At 32.9% G+C, this 23,275-nt stretch carries 24 protein-coding genes; 16 read left to right on the forward strand and 8 right to left on the reverse strand.

What is annotated here, in order from left to right; all coding sequences use genetic code 11:
* Positions 1 to 4: 4 nt before the first annotated feature.
* Together O5O44_RS06325 and O5O44_RS06330 are read right to left on the reverse strand one after the other, a co-directional pair.
* Positions 5 to 382, reverse strand: a complete 378-nt coding sequence (locus tag O5O44_RS06325; RefSeq protein WP_289196196.1) for a VOC family protein — start codon at positions 380 to 382, stop codon at positions 5 to 7.
* Between the two features lie 12 nt (positions 383 to 394).
* Positions 395 to 1,603, reverse strand: a complete 1,209-nt coding sequence (locus tag O5O44_RS06330; protein ID WP_289196197.1) for an MDR family MFS transporter — start codon at positions 1,601 to 1,603, stop codon at positions 395 to 397.
* 241 nt (positions 1,604 to 1,844) lie between these two features.
* Between O5O44_RS06330 and O5O44_RS06335 the strand changes: the two genes are divergently transcribed.
* Together O5O44_RS06335 and O5O44_RS06340 are read left to right on the forward strand one after the other, a co-directional pair.
* Positions 1,845 to 2,402 carry a DUF4252 domain-containing protein gene (locus O5O44_RS06335; RefSeq protein WP_289196198.1) on the forward strand — a complete coding sequence of 186 codons (558 nt, stop codon included), beginning with the start codon at positions 1,845 to 1,847 and terminating at the stop codon, positions 2,400 to 2,402.
* Positions 2,402 to 3,007: a DUF1684 domain-containing protein gene (locus tag O5O44_RS06340; protein ID WP_289196199.1), complete on the forward strand. Its 606-nt coding sequence runs from the start codon at positions 2,402 to 2,404 to the stop codon at positions 3,005 to 3,007. Before O5O44_RS06335 ends, O5O44_RS06340 begins: the two co-directional genes overlap by 1 nt.
* Before the next feature lie 4 nt (positions 3,008 to 3,011).
* On the opposite strand, the gene O5O44_RS06345 is transcribed toward O5O44_RS06340, so the two are convergent.
* From O5O44_RS06345 to O5O44_RS06355, 3 genes are read right to left on the reverse strand one after another with little or no spacing between them, the layout of a single operon-like run.
* Positions 3,012 to 3,647, reverse strand: a complete 636-nt coding sequence (locus O5O44_RS06345) for a DUF1801 domain-containing protein (protein ID WP_289196200.1) — start codon at positions 3,645 to 3,647, stop codon at positions 3,012 to 3,014.
* 3 nt (positions 3,648 to 3,650) lie between these two features.
* Positions 3,651 to 4,016, reverse strand: coding sequence for a fluoride efflux transporter CrcB (gene crcB, locus O5O44_RS06350; protein WP_019388101.1), 366 nt, complete (start codon positions 4,014 to 4,016; stop codon positions 3,651 to 3,653).
* Positions 4,016 to 5,035, reverse strand: a complete 1,020-nt coding sequence (locus O5O44_RS06355; RefSeq protein ID WP_289196201.1) for an SRPBCC family protein — start codon at positions 5,033 to 5,035, stop codon at positions 4,016 to 4,018. Before O5O44_RS06355 ends, crcB begins: the two co-directional genes overlap by 1 nt.
* Before the next feature lie 185 nt (positions 5,036 to 5,220).
* On the opposite strand from O5O44_RS06355, the gene O5O44_RS06360 reads away from it, so the two are divergent.
* Positions 5,221 to 7,260, forward strand: coding sequence for a dipeptidyl-peptidase 3 family protein (locus tag O5O44_RS06360; RefSeq protein WP_289196202.1), 2,040 nt, complete (start codon positions 5,221 to 5,223; stop codon positions 7,258 to 7,260).
* A gap of 549 nt (positions 7,261 to 7,809) precedes the next feature.
* Entirely contained in the window at positions 7,810 to 8,196 is a 387-nt protein-coding gene (locus O5O44_RS06370) for a pyrophosphohydrolase domain-containing protein (protein ID WP_019388109.1), read from the forward strand.
* Positions 8,197 to 8,247: 51 nt separating this feature from the next.
* Here O5O44_RS06370 and O5O44_RS06375 read toward each other — a convergent pair whose 3' ends face one another.
* Positions 8,248 to 9,315 carry a branched-chain amino acid aminotransferase gene (locus tag O5O44_RS06375; RefSeq protein WP_289196203.1) on the reverse strand — a complete coding sequence of 356 codons (1,068 nt, stop codon included), beginning with the start codon at positions 9,313 to 9,315 and terminating at the stop codon, positions 8,248 to 8,250.
* A 93-nt stretch (positions 9,316 to 9,408) separates the two neighbouring features.
* Between O5O44_RS06375 and O5O44_RS06380 the strand changes: the two genes are divergently transcribed.
* The 3 genes from O5O44_RS06380 to O5O44_RS06390 all read left to right on the forward strand — a co-directional run bounded on the left by O5O44_RS06380 (position 9,409) and on the right by O5O44_RS06390 (position 11,850).
* A complete protein-coding gene (locus tag O5O44_RS06380) occupies positions 9,409 to 9,912 on the forward strand; it encodes a DUF4920 domain-containing protein (protein ID WP_289196204.1) in 504 nt (167 codons plus the stop codon).
* Between the two features lie 185 nt (positions 9,913 to 10,097).
* Positions 10,098 to 10,781, forward strand: coding sequence for a tRNA (5-methylaminomethyl-2-thiouridine)(34)-methyltransferase MnmC2 (gene mnmC2, locus O5O44_RS06385; protein WP_289196205.1), 684 nt, complete (start codon positions 10,098 to 10,100; stop codon positions 10,779 to 10,781).
* 160 nt (positions 10,782 to 10,941) lie between these two features.
* On the forward strand, positions 10,942 to 11,850 hold the full coding sequence (locus O5O44_RS06390; protein ID WP_289196206.1) for a TIGR01777 family oxidoreductase: 909 nt from the start codon (positions 10,942 to 10,944) through the stop codon (positions 11,848 to 11,850).
* Positions 11,851 to 11,970: 120 nt separating this feature from the next.
* Here the strand turns inward: O5O44_RS06390 and O5O44_RS06395 are convergent, their stop codons facing one another.
* Positions 11,971 to 12,624, reverse strand: a complete 654-nt coding sequence (locus O5O44_RS06395; RefSeq protein ID WP_289196207.1) for a YceI family protein — start codon at positions 12,622 to 12,624, stop codon at positions 11,971 to 11,973.
* A 145-nt stretch (positions 12,625 to 12,769) separates the two neighbouring features.
* Here O5O44_RS06395 and O5O44_RS06400 point away from each other — a divergent pair, with 145 nt between their 5' ends.
* The 7 genes from O5O44_RS06400 (at position 12,770) to O5O44_RS06430 (ending at position 20,077) form a co-directional block, all read left to right on the forward strand.
* A complete protein-coding gene (locus tag O5O44_RS06400) occupies positions 12,770 to 13,318 on the forward strand; it encodes a nucleotide exchange factor GrpE (RefSeq protein ID WP_289196208.1) in 549 nt (182 codons plus the stop codon).
* 9 nt (positions 13,319 to 13,327) lie between these two features.
* Complete coding sequence (gene dnaJ / locus O5O44_RS06405) at positions 13,328 to 14,443, forward strand: molecular chaperone DnaJ (protein ID WP_289196209.1); 1,116 nt, start codon at positions 13,328 to 13,330, stop codon at positions 14,441 to 14,443.
* A 385-nt stretch (positions 14,444 to 14,828) separates the two neighbouring features.
* On the forward strand, positions 14,829 to 15,755 hold the full coding sequence (locus O5O44_RS06410) for an ABC transporter ATP-binding protein (protein WP_289196210.1): 927 nt from the start codon (positions 14,829 to 14,831) through the stop codon (positions 15,753 to 15,755).
* A gap of 3 nt (positions 15,756 to 15,758) precedes the next feature.
* Positions 15,759 to 17,072 carry an ABC transporter permease gene (locus O5O44_RS06415; protein WP_289196211.1) on the forward strand — a complete coding sequence of 438 codons (1,314 nt, stop codon included), beginning with the start codon at positions 15,759 to 15,761 and terminating at the stop codon, positions 17,070 to 17,072.
* 1 nt (position 17,073) lies between these two features.
* Positions 17,074 to 17,997 carry a mechanosensitive ion channel family protein gene (locus O5O44_RS06420; protein ID WP_289196212.1) on the forward strand — a complete coding sequence of 308 codons (924 nt, stop codon included), beginning with the start codon at positions 17,074 to 17,076 and terminating at the stop codon, positions 17,995 to 17,997.
* Positions 17,998 to 18,005: 8 nt separating this feature from the next.
* Entirely contained in the window at positions 18,006 to 18,911 is a 906-nt protein-coding gene (locus tag O5O44_RS06425) for a DUF6268 family outer membrane beta-barrel protein (RefSeq protein ID WP_289196213.1), read from the forward strand.
* A 2-nt stretch (positions 18,912 to 18,913) separates the two neighbouring features.
* Positions 18,914 to 20,077 (forward strand): sigma-54-dependent transcriptional regulator, encoded by a 1,164-nt coding sequence (locus O5O44_RS06430; RefSeq protein WP_019388121.1) that lies wholly within the window; start codon positions 18,914 to 18,916, stop codon positions 20,075 to 20,077.
* Positions 20,078 to 20,095: 18 nt separating this feature from the next.
* On the opposite strand, the gene O5O44_RS06435 is transcribed toward O5O44_RS06430, so the two are convergent.
* Positions 20,096 to 20,611: a flavodoxin family protein gene (locus O5O44_RS06435; RefSeq protein ID WP_289196214.1), complete on the reverse strand. Its 516-nt coding sequence runs from the start codon at positions 20,609 to 20,611 to the stop codon at positions 20,096 to 20,098.
* Between the two features lie 133 nt (positions 20,612 to 20,744).
* Between O5O44_RS06435 and O5O44_RS06440 the strand changes: the two genes are divergently transcribed.
* Together O5O44_RS06440 and O5O44_RS06445 are read left to right on the forward strand one after the other, a co-directional pair.
* Positions 20,745 to 21,596: a PPK2 family polyphosphate kinase gene (locus O5O44_RS06440; RefSeq protein ID WP_289196215.1), complete on the forward strand. Its 852-nt coding sequence runs from the start codon at positions 20,745 to 20,747 to the stop codon at positions 21,594 to 21,596.
* 220 nt (positions 21,597 to 21,816) lie between these two features.
* Positions 21,817 to 23,229, forward strand: a complete 1,413-nt coding sequence (locus O5O44_RS06445) for a M20/M25/M40 family metallo-hydrolase (protein ID WP_289196216.1) — start codon at positions 21,817 to 21,819, stop codon at positions 23,227 to 23,229.
* The last annotated feature ends 46 nt before the right edge of the window (positions 23,230 to 23,275 follow it).

A 23,275-nucleotide genomic window follows, 5' to 3' on the forward strand; every position in this document is an offset into this window, starting at 1 on the left:
TCCTTTAGTGTACGCGCCAAGGTGGATTTTTTCTGTTTTCACCTGCTTTATATAAAATGATACAATTTCCGTCAGGATCCTTTAAATGTGCCTCACGCCAAAGCCACGGTTTGTCCTCTGGAAGAACATCGAATTGAATACCTTTTTTTCGAAGTTCATCTACATATGTATCTAAATCAATTTCTTCAAAATAGATGGTAACACCTGCACCTTTTGGAAGCTCATCAACTTTATGAATAGAAAAGGTAGCATCTCCATCAGGACATTCAAATCTTGCATAATTTGGGATGGCATCCACAATTAATTTCAAGCCTAAAGATTTATAAAACGCTACAGCTTGTTCTAATTGAAGAGACGGAACGGTTATTTGATTTAAATTCATAAACAAAGAATTTTAAAAGCTTTTCTTTAATTTTAAATGACTCCTCAAAATAAGAAGTAACAGCATGCAAAAGCCACCTATAATGGTAATCATATACCAAGTATTATCAAACCCAAAACCATCAACCATTTGCATACCTGCCTTGTGTCCGAAAATATGTGCCATTGAAAACGCGATGGAATAAAGAGCCATATATTCCCCTTGATTTCCTTTTTTAGCGCGTTCCATTGCAAAAGCATTGGAGAAAGGAAAAGCAATCATTTCGCCTATGGTCATTAAAAACATACCAACAATTAAAATACCAGACCAAGTTGTATAATTTAAAATTATAAAACTTGATGTTGTTAGGGTTGCACCTATAAGCATGAGTTCGGTTTTCGACAGTCTGCTATTTTCTAGCCACTTTATTAAAGGCATTTCTAATAAAAAAATAAAAAAGCCATTGGCACCAAGAAGTAGCCCAATTTCAAGTTCTGTTAAAACATGAACTTCTCGGTAATAAATAGGCATTGTAGAGAAGTATTGTAAAAATATAACACCGAATAAAAACATGGCTATCAAAAATATCGTGAATGCCTTATCACTATATGCAGAAACAGGATTAGACACCATAATATCATCGAGTACTGTAGATTTTTTAGGATTTAATACCATTATTAAAACTACTGTTGCCAGTATACATGTAATGCCATCTACCCAAAATAAGCCGCCGTATCCCATAGTAGTAATAATAATTCCACCAATAGCAGGACCCGCTGAAAAACCTAAGTTTATTGCTAACCTTATAAGCGTTACACTTCGTGTTTTATTTTCGGGTTTGCTATAAGCACTTAAAGCCACAAACATGGCAGGACGAAACATATCTGCAACCAACATCACTAAAAAAATACCAAAGCATAAGGCGTAAAAAGTATCTAAAAACTGAAGCGCTATAAATAAAACGCCCGTGCTTAAAAGACTTCTTACCATAACTTTGTAGTAGCCAATAGTATCGGTTAATTTACCTCCTAACCATGAACCAGAAACTGACCCCAGACCAAAACAAACCATAAGCGTACCAACATTACTTAAAGAAAAGTTTAAATCTTCAGTAAGATATAATGATAAAAAAGGAATGACCATAGTACCGGCTCTATTAATTAATGTAATTAAAGCAAGCCACCATACTTCTTTTGAAAGTCCTTTAAATGTATCAAGATAATTGTTGAATAATTTTTTCATTGGTTTTAATTGGTGCGAAACTGCATATTAAAATTGAATTCGTAATGTCTTTAAAAATAAAAAGTCCGACGGTGAAGTCGGACTTTTACATATTGTAATAATTTATAATCATATCACCATAATATATAAAAAGTCCAGCTTCTTGCCTTAATACAAGAGGTCCATTGCTTTCTATAAATTCTGACGTTATTTAACATTTTATTTCTTTTCGTGAATCAAATCTAGGTAAAATAAATTTAACTTGTATTTTTACATTGATAATTTTTATAATATGAAGCGATTTGGTTTAGCATTATTAATCAGCTTTTTGCTGGTTTCTTGTAGTAGTAGTTTTCAAAGTTTTTATGATAACCATAAAGCAGATATGGGCACAACATCGTTTCAAGTGCCCAATTTCATGAAAGCTGTTTTAGGTAATATTTCTCCCGAAGTAAAACACGCCATTGGAAATATTTCAGATTTCAAATACATAAAATTCGAGAAGGTTGATAATATAAAGCGACAAAACTTAATTGCGGAAATGAGTGCCGTTACAAATAATGGATTTACAGATGTATTTAGAAAAAATGAGTTTGATAATACTCGAATTATTTCTGTGCGTGAATTAGGAGTTGTCGTTACCGATGCCATTATTTTTAATAGTAATCCAACTGAGACAACAGCTTTTTATTTGCAAGGAAATTTTGATCCTGAAAAAATCAAAATGTTTGCTGATGAAGAGACTTTTAATACATTTTCAAACGATTTAATACAAAATTATAATACCAATCTTAATCCATCATTTAATCCAGAAAATTAATGAAAAATGCAATTTTTATTAGTATTCTATTCATTTCACTGTTGAGTTGCGCACAAAAAAAAAGAGCGTTAAAAGGGGAAACCGAGTTTCAAAAAGAGCTTAACGCAAAATATAAGGATGCCTCACAATCTCCTTTAAAAGATAAGGATAGAAAACAATTTGAAGGATTAGATTTTTTTAAGTTTGATTCGCTTTATGTTGTTGAAGCCAGTTTTAAAAGAACACCAAATGAAAAACCCTTTAAAATGAAAACGACAACTTCAAGAAGACCCATTTATGTGAAATATGGTGAGTTATTTTTTAATTTGAAAGGCGAATCTTTTACTTTAAATATCTATCAAAATCAAGAATTAATCACCAAAGAAGGTTATGAAGATTATTTGTTTTTACCTTTTTTAGATGAAACCAACGGTTTAGAAAGTTATGGTGGAGGTAGGTATGTTGATGCCAGAATACCTGAGGGCGAAACTATGATAATTGATTTTAACCAAGCTTATAATCCGTATTGCGCTTATAATGATAAATATTCTTGTCCGTTAGTTCCAAGAAAAAATTATTTAAAAACTAGAATTGAAGCGGGAGTAAAAGCTTTTTCTAAAAAATAGGGTTTCAAATAAATTTATGGGAACCGTCGCAATTCGGTTTTCGTTTGGATAAGCCACAAGTGCAATCATTTAAACCATAACCATCTATTATTCTTTTAATGTTTTTTTTGATTCTAGAGATTCTAGTTTTTGATTGTTTCGGTTTAGAAAAATGTAAAAGGTAACCCCGTTGTCTGCCTTCAGTTAATTTATAAAAAGCTTTTTCAAACGCTGAATTACTTTTGAATATCTGCTCTAATTCATCTGGAGTTTCAAATTCAGAAGTTGTTTTCATCTTTACTTTTAGACCCATTTTTTCAACTTCTATGGCTTCAAAAATATAAGATTTAATAACGGACTTTTGTTGTTCAATGTCATTAAGGTTTGTAAATCTTAATTGTCTTGCAGATTGTGTGTTTTCTGTTTGTTGTACTAAAATGCCTTTTTCATCACTTAACAAGGCACCTTTATTGAAAAGTAGGGCACAATAATCTTTAAAACCGTGAATTAAAATCACATTCTTACCATTGTAAGTGTAACAAGGGTGCATCCATTTGAAATCTTCAGTTAATCCGCAATCAAGAATAAGTTCTCGTAATCGTGTCAACTCTTCTTGCCAAGTTTTGAGGTTAGCTAAAAATGTATCTACTTTTGCATTCATTTTTTATTTCACTAAAAAGATTCCCAGAAAAACTGCTAAAAAACCGATAACGAAACTAGCTATGGTATATATGGCAAAATTTGTAAAATCGCCAGATTTTAAAAAGATATGATTCTCATAAGCGAAAGTTGAAAAGGTTGTAAAACCGCCGCAAAAACCCGTAGCTAAAAGTAAGGATTGACTTTGTGATAAGGTATTGTTTTTAGCCGCTAAACCGAGAATAATACCTATAAGTAAACTTCCTATTATATTGGCTAAAAAAGTACCATATGGTAAGCTATTTTCAGCGTTGTTTAAATATTTCCCGAGTATAAATCGTAACACACTTCCAAATCCGCCACCAACAAAAACTAAAAACAGTTGCTTCATTACTTTAATGCCAAATAAATTTCGGTTGTCCAATCGGCAGGATTTGGATGTTGCATAGGATCGTTCGTGTACACTTCAAGAGCAGGACCATTTTCATCTTGTACTAAATTATTATCCTCAACATATTTCATAGCAACTTCCCAAGCTTCTTTTAAATTAGAATAATCACCTTTTAAAGTTGTTTTAAGTGCTTTAAATGGCTTTAACTGACCAGTTAGAATATCGGGTTCAGTTGAAATAATTTTACTAATGGTTGGGATACAACATGAGAACATGGTTGTATTATTTTCTTCATCCCACTTATGATAATAATTAAAAGGAGCTCCAGCCATCTTAATATTATTGTCCATGGCATATGCACCTAATTTAGGCATCATTTTTTCGATATTTGCTGGCATATCTGGGATTTTACACGATACAGTGTTGTATATATAAAATCCGCCGCTATGTTCGGTAACACCATCAACGGTAACACTAAATTTTTTCATATCGGCAACAACAATACTATCTAATTTCTCTAAACTACGCTCGTAATGTGGTGCAATTTGTTTTTCCATACCTCCAGTAAACGTTGCATATGCCTTAAAACCAAAAGGTAAATTTTTACCTGAAATGGTCCAGGTAACATCAGTTGTCTGGTCTTCATTTGGATTAAACTCCCAAGAAATATCAGAAGGTGGAAAATCAGCAAATAGCATTTGTTGTGTGATGGATTTATTTGGAGTTGTAGCAATATTTTTCATCGTACCAACGCCATCTTTATCTTCCCATGAATAAGAACCATCAACACCTTGAGTTTGATCAGAAAGCATTATTTGCATATCTGGATCTGCTTCCACCCAAGACGACCAAGCTTCCCAGTTTTTAAAATCAATGACATTGTTATAAATAACTGGTGCAGGTGCTTTTATTGTTCTAGTTCTGCTCACTTCAAACTCGTTAGGTTGAATTGCAATATATATAGCTACACCAATTATAACTATGAGTAATAAGAATAAAATGTATTTGAGAGCTTTCATTATTTTTTGTTTGATTATTTACAAATCAAAGATAATCATTTTTAATTTTCGATTAATAAATTATTACATTTGTTGTGTTGATAATAGATAATTAATATTTAAAACGTAAAATTTTCGTATTATCAATAATTTAAGAGCTTTTTTAAGCGTTTTTTTATTTATAATTTAAAACATATTTAAACACGATGAAACTAAAATCTATTTTAAATTTAATATTTGTTGCTGCAATTTTGTTCTCCTGTGGTAATGAGAAATCTCAAAAAGATAGTGATAATTTGGCATCAAAAGAATCTTTAGCGTTTGATCATAACGTTGAGCAGTTCGCTGATATTAAAATATTAAGATACCAAGTTCCTGGTTGGGAGCAACTTACAATTAAGGAGAAAAAATTAGTTTATTATTTGGTTCAGGCAGGATTATCAGGAAGAGATATTATGTGGGATCAAAATTACAGACATAATTTAACCATAAGAAAAGCTTTAGAAAACATCTATACGAATTTTGATGGTGATAAAACTTCGGAAAATTGGAAGGCTTTTGAAACCTATTTAAAGCGTGTTTGGTTTAGTAATGGCATTCACCACCACTATTCTAATGACAAGCTAAAACCTGAATTTTCTTCAGATTATTTGAAGGAATTGTTAACTGCGACTCAAACAACCTTAAAAGGTGAAGCTTTTGATGTTATTTTTAATAACGAAGATGCTAAAAAGGTTAATCAAGCTAAAGGTGTAGATAATGTTGCACTTTCAGCTGTGAATTTTTACGGACCCAATGTTACCAATGCAGATGTTGAAACATTTTATAAAGCAAAAAAATCTCCAGATCCTAAAAAGCCCTTATCATTTGGTTTAAACTCACAACTGGTGAAAGAAAATGGTGTTTTAAAAGAGCGTGTATATAAGTCAGGCGGACTTTACGGGCAAGCCATTGATGAAATTGTAAAATGGCTAGAATTGGCAAAAGGTGTGGCAGAAAATGAAGCGCAAGGAAATGCTCTTGGACTTTTAATCGAATATTACAAAACAGGTGATTTACAAACTTGGGATGATTACAATGTTGCTTGGACAGCAGCAACAGAAGGTAATATTGATTACATCAATAGTTTTATAGAAGTGTATAATGACCCTTTAGGATACAGAGGTTCTTATGAAAATATCGTACAAATTAATGATTTTGATATGTCACAGAAAATGAAGGTGTTGTCTGATAACGCACAATGGTTTGAAGACAATTCTACATTAATGGATGCTCATAAAAAGAAGAACGTTGTGGGTGTAACTTATAAGGTGGTTAATGTGGCTGGGGAAGCTGGTGATGCTTCACCAAGTACACCTATTGGTGTGAATTTACCAAACGCCAACTGGATACGTGCTGCTGTAGGTAGTAAATCGGTTTCATTAGGAAATATAACCAATGCTTATAATAATGCTTCAAGCTCCGGACGATTAAAAGAATTTGTACATGATGATGAAGAATTTGAATTGGAAGAAAAATTTGGTCAGTTAGGAGACAAGTTGCACACTGCATTACACGAAGTGATTGGTCATGCATCGGGTCAGTTAAATCCTGGTGTTGGAGAAACTAAAGAAACGCTAAAAAATTACGCTTCCACGTTAGAAGAAGGACGAGCAGATTTAGTGGCATTATTTTATTTGTATAACCCAAAACTGCAAGAATTAGGATTGGTTGATGACTGGAAAGCAGTTGGAAAAGCTACTTATGATGGTTATATACGAAATGGATTGATGATGCAGTTAATTCGTTTAAATCTAGGCGATGATGTTGAAGAAGCTCACATGCGTAATAGACAATGGATTTCAGCTTGGGCTTATGAAAAAGGGCTAAAAGATAATGTAATCGAAAAAGTAACCCGAGATGGTAAAACCTATTTTAATATTAACGATTACGAAAAACTCCATGAACTTTTCGGTCAATTATTAAGAGAAACCCAACGTATTAAATCTGAGGGCGATTATGCAGCTGTTGAGGCATTGGTTGAAAATTACGGCGTAAAAGTAGATCAAGCCATACATGCTGAAGTTTTAGAACGAAATAAGCAATTCACTTCTGCACCTTATAGCGGTTTTGTAAACCCTGTATTAGTTGCAGAAAAAAATGATGAAGGTGAAATTACAGATTTAAAAATAACGCAACCAGAAACATTTGCAGGACAAATGCTAAACTACAGCGAGCAATATAGCTTTTTACCAGAGGTAAATTAAATATTGAAATAAATGGGATAACAAAAGCAGAATCTTTTTTAAGGTTCTGTTTTGTTGTTTACACTAAAAACTAATAAAATTAGATTGACTATTACGAGAGCGCAAACAATTAATAAAATATTCATTTTTTAGTTTTGTTTAGTATATACTAGATGCAATCTTTTAAAAATGGTTGCGTCAAAAAAAATAAATTAATTATCTAAGGCTTATTATTAACCATTCATAAATGATTGTAGAATGTATTGGGATTCTTATTTAAAGAAAAACTTAATCGCAGAAATAAATAATATAAATGAAATAAAGGCAATTAATATCCAAACGCTACCAGCATAAAAGCGCTTATGTATTTTTAAATCTTTTCGGTAAGTATATGCAATTATAGTAGCGAACACCAAAAAAAATATAATTCCAAAAATGATTTGACCTTTACTAAACATATAGTTATTTTTATTGCAAATTTAGCAAAATCAAGATAGGATTTACTTTTAAATAAGAATGTTCCAAAAAAATTAAACCGCATCGTAATTTAAACAACTAAATATCAACTAGATGGAAAATAAAATTGAAGCTGTAAAAGCATTTCATACCGCTTTTAAAATAGGTCATAGAGAAACTCCTAAAGCAGATTTAGGTCTCGCAAAAAACATGTTACGGTATAAGTTAATGCGAGAAGAAAATGAAGAATACCTTGATGCAGCCAATAATAATGATTTAGTTGAAGTCGCCGATGCGCTAGGAGATATGCTGTATATTTTATGTGGAACAATCATCGAACATGGTTTGCAACATAAAATTGAAGAAGTGTTTGAAGAAATTCAGCGCAGTAACATGAGTAAATTGGGTGAAGACGGAAAGCCTATTTATCGAGAAGACGGTAAAGTTTTAAAAGGTCCAAATTATTTCAAACCAAATATTGAAGCCATTTTAGACAAATAGATTCCAAATAATTTATATATAAAAAAAGCAGCCAATTGGCTGCTTTTTTTATTACTTAACTTCGTAGCGCCATCCAAAAGGATCTGCTGCTTTGTTAGTTTGAATATCGGTAATACGCTTCTTTAAATAACTAGCGTAAGTATCATCAAATTTTGGTAATTCGTAATCTTCATTTTTATAACCAAACCCAGAAATAGGAGAGATTACAGCAGCAGTACCTGCGCCAAACATTTCTTTTAACGACCCGTTTTTAGCAGCTTCAACAACTTCACTAACCGTTATTTTTCTAACCTCTACAGGTATGTTTTCAGTTTTAGCCAATTCAATAATACTCTTTCTGGTAATACCATCAAGAATTCTATCACTTGTTGGTCCGGTAATTAATGTATCATTAATTCGAACAAAAATATTCATAGCTCCGGCCTCTTCAATATATTCGTGGGTGTTATCATCAGTCCAAATCACTTGTTGATAACCTTTTTCTATAGCTAACTGTGTTGGGTAAAATTGTCCTGCATAGTTACCACCAGCTTTGGCAAAACCAACACCACCATTAGCAGAACGCGAATATTTTTCTTCAATTAAAACTCTAACTTCACCAGCAAAATAAGCCCCTGATGGTGCAGTACAAATTATAAATTTATACTCATCTGCTGGCGATGCATGAAAGCCATTTCCTGAAGCAAAAATAAACGGTCTTATATATAACGAACTTCCTGCTTTTTTTGGAATCCAATCTTTATCAACTTCTAGCAAAGTTTTCAAACCATCCATAAAATAACTTTCAGGAAGCTCAGGAATAGCCAATCGTTTCGATGAAATATTCAAACGTTTAAAATTCTCTAACGGGCGAAATAACCAGACTTTCTCATCGACATCCTTATAAGCTTTCATGCCTTCAAAAACAGATTGCCCGTAATGAAAAATTTTAGCAGCAGGATCCAATACAATGGGTTGGTAAGGCTTCACTACAGGAGTTTGCCATTTACCACCTTTATAGTTACATTCCAACATGTGGTCAGAGAAAACATGTCCAAATTTCAAATTATCAAAATCTACTTCATTGATTTTCGAAGTTTTAGCTTTTTCAATCGCTATGTTGTTGATAATAGTATTCATAGTCTTGTTATTTTAAGAGACAAATTTAAAGAAAATCGTTTTTAAAAAAGCGGTATATTTACATAAATCGTTTAAAATTGAAATTTTAGTGTCATGAAATCAGTTACATTATTAATTATATCAGTTTTTATGTTAATTTCTTGCAAAAACAATGCTCAAGAAAATACAGAAACTATCCCAAAAGAAAAAAAAATAGAGTTCGCTTCATTCGGTAAAAGTATTATTGCCACAGATGCCATTGCAGCTAGCTCTATGGCAACCCATTACAAAACCTTGAATGTAGGCGATAGCATCGACTCAAAAATAAAAGCAAAAGTAAACGAAGTTTGTCAAGCCAAAGGCTGTTGGATGCGTTTACAGTTAGACGACGAAAATGAGGTAATGGTAAAGTTTAAAGACTATGGATTTTTCGTTCCAAAAGACATTTCAGGCAAAACCGTTATCATTAATGGTAAGGCATTTATACAAGAAGTCTCTGTAGACGAGCAGCGCCATTATGCCGAAGATGCTGGTAAAACCCCCGAAGAAATTGCAAGTATTACAGAGCCTAAACGCACGTACTCCTTCGAGGCCGATGGTGTTTTAGTAGCACAGTAAAAAATAATTTTTTGGGCGCCGGCCTGCCGGCAGGCAGGTTACCACAAGGGTCGGGCTATACATTACAGGTCCTCGCTCCGTGCCTCCGCTGTGGGCTTTTCATTACTATCCCTAACGCGGGGTCAATCAATAATGGACAGCTTTTCGTTCAATTTAAAATCAACTCATTTATAGATAAGCAACACATGAAGCGCGAAATTATTATTACCGCCGATGGATCTTCAACCATTCACATCCCAGAATGGAACGAACAATACCATTCCAAACACGGCGCAATCCAAGAAGCGTATCATGTATTTATTAAGTCTGGTTTGCATCATTTTTGTCATTCAAAACAAAGTGACGAATATGGTAATAACATCTCCATACTAGAAATCGGTTTCGGTACAGGCTTAAATGCCTTCATTACACTTTTAGAAGCCGAAAAACTAAAACTAAACATCAATTATAATGGGGTAGAAGCTTACCCAGTTTCAACAGCTGAAATTCAAGCATTAAATTATATCGAAACTTTAAATGCAGAAAACAAATCTGAAGTTTTTAAAACCCTTCATAAAGTCACTTGGGAAGAAAAACATCAAATTAATGATGCGTTCAATTTAATAAAACGAAAACAATTTTTTTCAAAAATTAATGATTCCAAAGTACACGATATCATCTATTTCGATGCTTTTGGAGCTCGGGTACAACCCGATTTATGGACAGAGCAAATATTCACAATAATGTACAAGGCTTTAAAGCCAAAAGGCATTTTGGTAACTTACTCTGCCAAAGGAAGTGTGCGTAGAGCAATGCAAGCCGTTGGGTTTAAAGTAGAAAGACTTCCTGGGCCTCCAGGTAAACGCGAAATGCTAAGGGCTACCAAATAATTTGCCGTATTCTTTCTCAGTTTGGGGTAGAAGTATTTAAGGCAAGTGATAATTTTTAATTTCCTGCTTGAAACTTGCATCTTCTTCCTACACTGTGTTAAACCTAATATAAAATTTCAATAAGCCTCTTACCATTTCGTAACTTTATAAAAAAAAGTAAATGCGAGTTTTAATTACTGGAGCAACCGGATTAATTGGAGGAGAAATTGTAAAGCTTTGTCATGAAAAAGACATTCAAGTAAATTACTTAACAACAAGTAAATCTAAAATTGTTCAAAAAGAAAATTATAAAGGATTTTATTGGAATCCAAAAGCAAACGAAATTGATGTTGAGTGCATCAAAGATGTTGATGCCATTATTCATTTAGCAGGCGCAACGGTTTCAAAACGTTGGACACCTAGTTATAAAAAAGCAATTTTAAGCAGTAGAACCCAAACTACGGCTTTATTAGTTGATGCGCTTAAGCATAATAAACATAAAGTTACACAAGTAATATCGGCAAGTGCAATTGGTATCTATCCAGACTCATTAACCAATTATTACGACCAATCTCATCAAGAAGTTAGTGCGTCGTTTTTAGGAAACGTAGTTGAGGTTTGGGAACAGGCAGTCGATGAGTTTGCTAAACTATCCATAAGTGTTTCAAAAATAAGAATAGGCTTGGTGCTTTCCAGTGAAGGTGGCGCACTTACAGAAATTGTAAAACCAATAAAGTTTGGTGTAGGCGCTGCTTTTGGTAGCGGTAAGCAATGGCAATCGTGGATTCATATTCACGATTTAGCAAACTTATTTATGTATGTATTACAAAATAATTTAATTGGTGTTTATAATGCGGTAGCACCAAATCCAGTTTCTAATTTAGAGTTAACCAAAACGGCGGCAAGTGTATTAAACAAGCCTTTATTTATGCCAAATATTCCTAAGTTTTTTATGAAATTGATTTTGGGCGAAATGCATATTCTACTCTTTGAAAGTCAACGTGTAAGTTCTAAAAAAATTGAAAACAAAGGGTTTAATTTTGAGTATAACTATCTAGAACCAGCATTGACAGATTTGTTGGGTAAATAATATTCGCGTTAAAGCTTAGTGCAGGATTATTACTTTTTTTGATACGATGCTCATCGGTATATAAATAAAAAAACCATCCTATTTTTACAAGATGGTTTTTCAATTAGATTGTTCTATCAATTAAGACTTTGCAGCCGAAACAGAAACCTTTAATTCAATATCGTCGTTAATAAATTTATCACCTAAATTATCAAAAAACGATTTAGAACCGTATTGTACATTCCATTTACTTCTGTCGATGGTAAACGTTTCACTTGTTAAAGTAACCACACCATTTTCATTAGTTACACTTACTGGAAATGTTACATTGTTCTTTGCATCTTTAAGAGATAAATTACCAGAAAGCATCATTTTTCCTTCAACCTCTTCTAAACCAGTTATTGTAAATCCTGCACTTGGATACTTTTGGGCATCAAAAAAGTCTGGACTTTTTAAATGTCCTGTAAGTTTTGCGTTTTTCTCGTCTTCAGCAGGAATATCGGTTACAACTATAGAGTTCATGTCAATTAAAAAAGTTCCACCTACTATGTTTCCATTAGAAACATCAAGCACCCCATTTTCAATAGCAATGGTGCCAGTGTGCGTTCCCGTAGGTTTAAACCCTTTCCATGCAATCGTTGATGCGTCTTTGTTAACCGTGTAAGCTTCTGCGTTTACAACTTCTTCAACTGCCTCGGCTGCTGTAGTCGTTGCTTCTTTTGCCTTGTCTTTACAGGATGTTACAGCAAATGTAAATGCTGAAATAAATAAAATAATTACAAAATTCTTTTTCATTTTAATTGTTTTTAGTGTTGGCTTGTAAAATTAGTCATTCGCTTTCAAAAAAAAAATTAAAATAATTTTAATGACATTATGACATTTTTATAATATTGGCAGTACTTTTGCCAACTAAATTTAAGATTGAAAATTTGAATTTACTATGAGTAAAAAAGATAAGAAGAATATTGATAAGGAACAAGTTGAAACTACTCAAGCAGAAACTGTTGAAGTTGAGGAGCAAGTAACTGAAGAACAAACCAAAGAAGAAAAACTTGAAGCTGAATTGAAACAAGAAAAAGATAAGTTTTTACGTTTGTTTGCAGAATTTGAAAATTATAAAAGACGCACATCAAAAGAACGCATTGAGTTATTTTCAACAGCGAGTGAAGATGTGATGAAAACCTTATTACCTGTTCTTGATGATTTCGAACGCGCATTAACTCATATTGAAGAAGATAAAGAAGCTGAAGAATTACGTAAAGGAGTGTTGTTAATTTATCAAAAATTAATAAAAACATTAGAGCAAAAAGGTTTAAAAGCAATGGAGGTTAACAAAGGCGATGCCTTTAATGCAGATAACCACGAAGCAATTACACAAATACCTGCCCCAAGCGATGATTTAAAAGGAAAAATTATCGACATTGTAGAAAAAGGATACCTTCTTGGAGAGAAAGTAATTCGTTTCCCGAAAGTAGTTATAGGGCAATAAAATTAAGACATGGCTAAAAGAGATTATTACGAAGTATTAGGAATTAGTAAGGGTGCGAGTGCTGCTGAAATTAAAAAGGCTTACAGAAAAAAAGCGATTGAATTTCATCCTGATAAAAACCCAGATGATAAACAAGCAGAAGCGAATTTTAAGGAAGCAGCTGAAGCTTATGAAGTACTAAGCGACGAGAACAAAAAAGCGCGTTACGATCAATATGGTCATCAAGCTTTCGAGAATGGTGGTGGCTTTGGTGGCGGTGGAATGAATATGGATGACATATTCAGTCAGTTTGGTGATATTTTTGGTGGTGGCTTTGGAGGTGGTTTCTCTGGATTTGGCGGTGGCGGTGGCCAACGTCGAGTAAAAGGGAGTAACTTACGTATTCGTGTCAAATTAACCTTGGAAGAAATAGCAAACGGTGTTGAAAAGAAAGTTAAAGTAAAACGTAAAGTTCAAGCACCAGGTACAACATATAAAACTTGCTCGACATGTAATGGTTCTGGGCAAGTTACCAGAATAGCGAATACAATATTGGGTAGAATGCAAACATCATCACCTTGTAATGTATGTGGTGGTGCAGGACAGACTATTGATAAAAAACCGAGTGATGCAGATGCACAAGGCTTGAAAGTAGCCGAAGAAACTGTATCAATTAAAATTCCTGCAGGTGTAGTTGATGGTATGCAACTTAAAGTTTCTGGTAAAGGAAATGAAGCACCAGGAAATGGAATTTCAGGAGATTTAATTGTAGTGATTGAAGAAGAAACACACGAAAAATTACAACGCGAAGGCGATAACTTACACTATGATTTGTATGTGAGTTTCCCAGAGGCCGTTTTAGGGACTTCAAAAGAAATTGATACCGTAACAGGTAAAGTGCGTATAAAAGTTGAAGCCGGTGTACAGTCTGGTAAAATTTTAAGATTACGTGGAAAAGGAATACCAAGCATAAATGGTTATGGTAAAGGCGATTTGCTAGTTCACGTAAATGTTTGGACGCCCAAAACACTAAATAAACAACAAAAAGACTTTTTTGAATCGATGCAAGATGACGACCATTTTTCACCGAAACCAGAAAGTTCAGATAAGTCTTTCTTTGAAAAAGTAAAAGATATGTTTTCTTAAGAAAACGGGTCATACAGCATGAAAATCCACTTTTATAGTGGATTTTTTTTTGCATAAAAAGTGAAGATAATTAATAGTTTTGCTATTATTATTGAAAAAAAAACTATATTTGACTATCACTAAATTTATTTAGTGGTAATTTTTCTTTTTCATAGCAATTTTTTTCCCATCCTTAATTTATTAAGGGTGGGTTTTGTTTTTTAAGTAAAACTCAATTTTAGGAAGCCAAAAAATTGTAAGTAGAATTTATCCCGAATGAATTCCGAGTTCACTTAAAAAATTTAATAAATGTCTTACTAATTAAAAATAATTATTGCTGAAAGCACCGAACTTCTTAGGCAACATTTAATATATTTACCATTTAGAAGTTAATTAAAAAATTTGCATGAATAACTTGCTTGAAGTAAACGGTGTTTCCAAGTATTTTGGCGATTTTAGGGCATTGAATGACGTGTCCATTTCAATACCATCAGGTAGTATTTTTGGGTTGTTAGGCCCTAATGGCGCCGGAAAAACAACACTTATTAGGGTAATTAATCAAATTACAATACCCGATTCTGGTTCTGTTTTTTTAGATGGTGAAAGCTTAAGTCAAAAGCATATTGTTGATATAGGATATTTGCCTGAAGAACGAGGTTTATATAAATCTATGAAAGTTGGAGAGCAGTGTATTTATTTGGCCCAATTAAAGGGTTTGAGTAAATCTGAAGCCAAAAAAAGACTGAAATATTGGTTTGAGCGTTTAGAAATTGGAGATTGGTGGAATAAAAAAATTCAAGAACTCTCTAAAGGGATGGCACAAAAAATTCAATTTGTGGTTACTGTGCTTCATGAACCTAAATTGTTAATTTTTGATGAACCGTTTTCCGGCTTCGACCCGATAAATGCTAATTTAATAAAGGATGAAATTTTAAGACTTCGCGAAAATGGAGCGACGGTTATATTTTCAACGCACAGAATGGAATCGGTTGAAGAATTATGCGACGATATTGCTTTAATACATGAATCTAATAAAATATTAGATGGTAATTTGGTTGATATAAAACGTCAATTTAAAATTAATACTTATGAAGTAGGAATTAGAACCAACAATCAAAATGATCTAGAAAAGGATTTAGCTGATAAATTTAGTATTTCAAAAGCTAATTTTAAAACTTTAGAAGACGAGTTGAAACTCAATATAAAACTTCAAGAGAATGAAACCCCGAATGAGTTATTGCGCTATCTAACAGAAAGAGGCGATGTGTCTCATTTTGTGGAGCTTATTCCTAGTGTAAACGATATATTTATTAAAGCTGTTAAGAATAACTAAGCTATGAATCACTTACCCCTTATTATTAAACGTGAATATTTAACGAAAGTGAAAAACAAGTCGTTTATTATAATGACTTTTTTGAGCCCGTTAATTGTTATAGCATTTGTTGCCATTGTTGCCTATTTATCCCAGTTAAATAGTGATAAAGTAAGAGTAGTAACTATATTAGATGAATCTGGTTTAGTAAAAAATATTTTTAAGAGTACTAAAAATACATCGTATAATATTCTAGAAAGTATGTCTTTAGAAGACGCTAAAAACTTAGTAAAAATTTCTAATGGTTATGGGTTGTTACATATTGAAGATATTTCAGGTGGAAAAATCGAATCAAAAAATATCACATTCTATTCCGAAGAATCACCATCTCTTACTTTAATATCTGGTTTAGAAAGTCAAATTCAATCAGAGTTAACCCTTCAAAATAGGATAAAAGAAGGAATTGATGTTGAAAAACTTAAAGCTTCTATAGTTAATATTGAAATTAATCAAGAAAGTTTTGAAGGTGAAAAAACATCTAAGGCAGATAGTGTAATCAAACTTATTTTTGGAGGTTTAGCAGGTTACTTATTATTCATGTTTATTATTATATATGGTAACATGATTATGCGGAGCGTTATTGAGGAAAAAACAAGTAGAATTATTGAGGTGATAATTTCTTCAGTAAAACCTGTCCAACTCATGCTTGGTAAAATTATTGGAACGTCGCTAGCCGGAATTACTCAATTCGTAATTTGGATAATTTTAGGTTCTATATTAATGAGTATAGTGTCATTGATTTTAGGAATTGATATGGCGCAAATGCAAACGCCGCAGCAACAAATTATAGAACAAGCCATGGAAAGCCCGGAGGTGAATGCACAATTACAAAATATTCTAACAGGTTTTTATAATTTACCGTTAACTAATTTAATTGTTGCTTTTATATTATTTTTTATTGGAGGCTATTTATTATACAGTTCGTTATACGCAGCAATTGGTGCAGCAGTTGATAACGAAACAGATACCCAACAATTTATGTTACCCATAATGCTTCCACTTATTTTAGCAGTATATATTGGTATATTTACGGTTATAGAAGATCCCCACGGTACAGTTTCAACGGTATTTTCATTTATACCATTAACTTCGCCTGTGGTTATGCTAATGCGGATTCCTTTTGGTGTTCCAATTTGGCAACAGGTACTATCCTTATTAGTTTTAATAGGCTCTTTTATGTTTACGGTTTGGTTTGCAGCAAAAATTTATCGTGTTGGTATATTGATGTATGGTAAGAAACCGAGTTACAAAGAATTAATTAAATGGATTAAATATTAGCATGCAAGACAATGTAAAAAATCAAATCGAAGATAAAGTACAACAAGTAGAAGAAGTCATTACTGAAAGTTCTTTATGGGAGAAAATTAATGAGTTTCTCGAATATAAAATTATTAATTATACAACCGGAACAGGTGCTGAAGCCCACGATATTGTGCTTAAGGTAAAATATGTATTATTGGTTGCTTTAGTCTTAATCGCAACAACATTCGTCTTAAGGTCGGTTAGAAAATTGGTAACTAAAAACATGCCTAAAGACGATAAGGTTAAATTTACAACCGTTTTTTCGTTTGCTAAATGGATAATTTACACCATCGTTTTACTCGTTGTTTTTGATTCTATAGGAATTAATGTAACAGCTATTTTTGCAGCTTCAGCAGCTCTATTAATTGGTATTGGTTTAGCGCTGCAAACGCTTTTTCAAGATATTATCTCTGGTATTTTTATTTTAGTAGACCAATCTGTTCATGTAGGCGATATTATTGAAATTGATGATAAAATTGGTAGAGTAGAAGAAATAAAACTAAGAACTACGCGCGCTGTAACGATAGATAATAAGGTGTTGGTTATTCCGAATCATTTATATTTAGAAAATAGTTTATTTAATTGGACACAAAATGGCACAACCACAAGAGAGTCTGTAAGTGTCGGTGTTGCCTATGGAAGTGATGTACAATTGGTAAAAAAGTTATTAATTCAAGCAGCCAGTACACATCCAGAGGTTATTAGTACACCAGAGCCCACAGTTGTTTTTACAGATTTTGGCGACAGCTCACTTAATTTTAAAATCGTATTTACATTAAACGATAGTTTTAAAGCACAATTTCCTAAGAGCGATATTCGTTTTGAAATAGATAGATTATTTAGAGAACATAACGTTACTATACCATTCCCACAAAGAGATATTCATATTATAAAAAAATAGACATCGAATTGATTAATTGCAAATTAGATTATAAATTAAAGCTAAAAGCAAGATTTGTAGTGATATCTATGTTCTTATCTTTTCAGGTTACAACTGCTCAACTTACTGATTTGGCGAGGCTAGAGTATTCGTTTATACCTCAAAGTAAATCTGAAGATCAATACACCCGATTACGAGCACTTTTAAATTACCCTATAGAATTAAAAAACGACTCTTATCTTATTGTTGGTGCAGAATATAATCGAATATTACTTAACTTAGAAGATAGTTATCCGTTTGAAACATCGAGTTTAAATAAAATTCATGTAATAGATTTAAATCTGGGTTATACCTTTAAATGGAATGAAAACTGGCGGTTTGGTGTGAAGTTTAATCCTAGAATTGCATCAACACTTTCAAAGGCTTTAAACTCCGATGATTATTTCATGAATGGTGGTGTTTTTGTTTTAAACGACAGAACTAAAGATGAAAGTTTAAAACGTCCATACCGTTTAATTTTAGGATTAACTTACAATGCAACAACAGGGATTCCTTTTCCGCTACCCTTTGTAAGTTATTTTAGAGAGGTGAATGAGCAATGGAGTTTTAATTTAGGCGTACCAAAGTCTAATATTAAATATACCTTTAACAAAGAAAACAACTTACAAGCATTTGTGGGGTTAGATGGATATTTGGCACATTTACAAGAACCTACTACAATAAATGGTGAAAATGTAGATCATATTTCATTATCTGTTGCCATTGGCGGACTTGGGTATGAATATTGCTTTACAAAACATTTAGTGGCTTATATGTATACAGGATATACGTTTAGATTGAATAATGTATTACGAAATAAAAATAGAGATGAAGTTTTTAAATTGAACGATGTGAATGCATTTTATTTAAGAACAGGTTTAAAATTTAAAATATAAATATGGCAAAAATACTAGTTATTGAAGATGAAGCAGCTATAAGACGCGTGCTAGTTAAAATACTATCTGAAGAAAATGAAGCATATTCTGTGGACGAAGCAGAAGATGGATTGTCTGGTATAGAAAAAATAAAAAATGACGATTTCGATTTAATTCTCTGCGATATCAAAATGCCTAAAATGGATGGTGTTGAGGTGTTAGAAGCAGTTAAAAAAATTAAACCTGAAATTCCTATTGTTATGATTTCTGGTCATGGCGATTTAGATACTGCAGTAAACACGATGCGACTAGGGGCTTTTGATTATATCTCAAAACCACCAGATTTAAACCGATTGTTAAACACGGTTAGAAATGCTTTAGATAGAAAGGAATTAGTTGTAGAAAACAAAATTCTAAAAAAGAAGGTAAGTAAAAAGTATGAAATGATTGGCGAAAGTGAGGCCATTTCTCAGATTAAAGAAATTATCGATAAAGTAGCACCAACTGATGCACGTGTATTAATAACAGGGCCAAATGGAACTGGTAAAGAATTAGTAGCACATTGGCTACACGAAAAAAGTGAACGTGCAAAAGGTAGTTTAATTGAAGTAAACTGTGCTGCTATTCCAAGTGAATTAATTGAAAGTGAATTGTTCGGGCATGTAAAAGGAGCCTTTACGAGTGCTAATAAGGATCGTGCAGGAAAATTTGAAGCGGCTAATGGAGGAACTATTTTTCTAGATGAAATTGGCGATATGAGCCTTTCGGCCCAAGCTAAAGTATTAAGGGCACTACAAGAAAGTAGAGTGCAACGTGTTGGAAGCGATAAGGATATTAAAGTTGATGTTCGAGTAATTGCAGCCACAAACAAGAATTTAAAAAAGGAAATAGAGGAGGGTAATTTCCGTGAAGATTTATATCACAGACTCGCCGTTATTTTAATTAAAGTTCCAGCTTTAAATGAGAGACGAGATGATATTCCGTTGCTAGTAGATCATTTCTCAGAAAAAATAGCCAACGAGCAAGGGACAACTAAAAAGACGTTTTCAGATAAAGCAATTAAACTTTTACAAGAGTATGACTGGACAGGGAATATTCGAGAACTTCGTAATGTTATAGAACGATTAATTATTCTTGGAGGTAACGAAGTTAGCGAACAGGATGTTAAGTTATTTGCTTCTAAATAAATCAAAAGAGGTCTTATTTTATAAGACCTCTTTAATATGTTTAGCAAAATCATCGATTCTTTTTTTTATAACATCGGGTATCCTATTGTCTTCAACATAGGTATGAATATCACCCAAATAATGCATCCCTAAATATTTAGCAGACTGCACAAACGGCATGTTAAATCCTTCAACTAAATCATCATGATTATTAATGCTAATCATAGCCATATTTTTACCCCGTAATTTTCTACCTGTATTTTTATGCACCCTTATCAAATCAGAAATTCTATCAAAAAACACCTTTAATAAACCACTCATACTATACCAATATACAGGTGTTGCAAAAATGATGGTATCGTATGTGTTTATAATGTTGGTGATTAAATCTATAAAATCGTCATCTTCATTCTTATAATCATAATCATAATGTCCAATTGTTTTTGTGTTCAAATCAATAACATCAAAATGATTTTTACTAGCGAGATAATTCACTATTTTGCTAGTGTCTCCCTCACTTCTAGAGCTACCTTGTATAATAACAGTTTTATTCATAATTCATTTCATTATAACAAAATAACAACTTTTATGTCCTTGAATTATCGTTTTTAAATAGAAACTAATAATGCTATGCATGAGAAAATCGATAGCATTTTTATATATTTAAATCCAGTTAATTAAAAATTTTATGAACGATTACAAAGTAACCTCAAACATTTCTTTAAAAAGCACACAAACCAAAGTTGTTATAGACGATGCTGAAAAGCAACTTAAAAAACTTAGAAAAGAATTAGGAAAACTTCAAGACACACTTTACGCACACGGTAAATATTCAGTATTGGTATGTTTACAAGGTATGGATACAGCGGGTAAAGACAGCTTAATTCGAGAGGTTTTTAAAGATTTTAATGCCAGAGGGGTTGTAGTTCATAGTTTTAAAGTGCCTACAGAATTAGAGTTAAAACACGACTATTTATGGAGGCATTACATCGCGCTTCCGGCACGTGGTAAGTTTGGTGTTTTTAATAGAACGCACTACGAAAATGTATTAGTAACTCGGGTGCATCCGTATTACATTATGGGTGAAAATATTCCGGGAGTAGAAAGTGTAGAAGATGTTAACGATGCTTTTTGGAATAAGCGTTTCGAGCAAATAAATAACTTCGAAAAACACATTGCAGAAAACGGAACTATCATTTTTAAATTCTTCTTAAATTTATCCAAAGCTGAGCAAAAAAATAGACTTTTACGTCGTTTGCGTAAACAAGAAAAAAACTGGAAATTCTCACCAGGCGATTTAAAAGAACGCAAGCTATGGGATAAATACCAAAACTGTTATGAAGACGCTATCAATAGAACCTCAAAGCCTCATGCGCCTTGGTTTACTATTCCTGCCGATGATAAACCGACTGCTCGTTTTTTGGTAGCAAAAATTATGTTGGATACCTTAAAAACATACAACAATATTAAAGAACCAGAACTTGACGACGATATAAAAGCCAATATCGAAATGTATAAACAGCAACTTAATAATGAATAAGTTTATTAGGTAGTTTTTATACCTTTTAACTAATCTACAGATTTATATTCCCATAATTCAAACCGTATAAGCGTTAATGCAATTAATGCATGGTATTAACACAAATTTAAGTTCAGTTTTAGTTTTCAGTTTTCAATAAATAGTATCTTTAACAATGAAAATATCATTGTCGAATTATAATAAAGATTCTTATTGAGCACCAAAAAAAGATTTCAATCCCATGAAAATTTTAAAATCTATTCTACTTGTCCTCACAATCATTTCAACATTAAATTTTAATGCACAAACCGATGAGGATGTTCTAAAAACCATTTATAAACAATCCTTGACTAACGGTAAAAGTTATGCTTGGTTAAATCATTTATCCAATCAAATTGGTAGCCGTTTATCAGGGTCTTTAGGAGCCGAAAGAGCTGTTGAATATACAAAAGAAGAGCTTGATAAACTGGGATTAGACAAAGTATGGTTGCAACCTGTCATGGTTCCTAAATGGGTTCGAGGTTCTAAAGAGTACGCCTATATTGAAAGTGAACCAGGAAAAACAACCAATGTGAATATTTGTGCTTTAGGTGGCTCAGTAGCTACACCAGCTTTAGGTTTAAAAGCCGAAGTTGTTGAAGTGAAAAATTTTGAAGAGTTAAACGCTTTGGGAGCCGAAAATATTGAAGGTAAAATTGTGTTCTATAACCGTCCCATGCAAGCCGATTTAGTAAATACATTTGAAGCATACGGTGGTTGTGTAAATCAACGTTATCAAGGGGCTGCCGAGGCCATTAAATATGGAGCAATTGGGGTTATTGTGCGTTCTATGAATTTACGAATGGATGATTTGCCTCATACCGGAAGTATGACTTACGATAACTTACCTGTTGATAGACGTATTCCATCTGCCGCAATTAGCACCAATGATGCCGAATTATTAAGTACCATGCTAAAGCTAAACAAGAACATTAAATTTTACTTCAAACAAAACTGCAAACAACTTAATGATGTGCAGTCTTATAATGTTATTGGAGAAATAACAGGAAGCGAATACCCTAATGAATATATGGTTGTTGGTGGTCATTTAGATTCATGGGATTTAGGTGATGGCTCACACGACGATGGTGCGGGTGTTGTACAATCTATGGACGTACTGAGGCTTTTAAAGGAATCAGGAATAACACCAAAGCGCAGCATTCGAGTAGTTTTATTTATGAATGAAGAAAATGGTTTACGAGGTGGAAGAAAATATGCTGAGGTGGCCAAACAAAAAGGTGAAAACCATGTATTTGCGCTTGAAAGTGATTCAGGTGGTTTTACACCTCGTGGGTTTAGTTTTGATTGTAACGACGCTGCTTTTAATCAAGTGTTAAGTTGGCAACCTTTATTCAAGCCTTATCTTATTCATTATTTTGAAAAGGGTGGAAGCGGTGCAGATGTAGGTCCGCTTAAAACAGAAACCAATGTATTGGCTGGTTTGCGTCCAGACTCGCAGCGCTATTTTGACCATCATCATGCAAGCAACGATACCTTTGATGCCGTTAATAAAAGGGAGCTAGAGTTGGGTGCTGCAACCATGACCGCTTTGGTATACTTGTTCGATAAATATGGCGTAAACCCGATTGCTAATGCGGCGCCAATAAAAGATTAGTTTAACTAAATGAAAAAATTACCCATCATTTTAGTCTTAATTTTAA

The sequence above is a fragment of the Algibacter luteus genome (assembly GCF_030344935.1).
Classification (GTDB): domain Bacteria; phylum Bacteroidota; class Bacteroidia; order Flavobacteriales; family Flavobacteriaceae; genus Arenitalea; species Arenitalea lutea.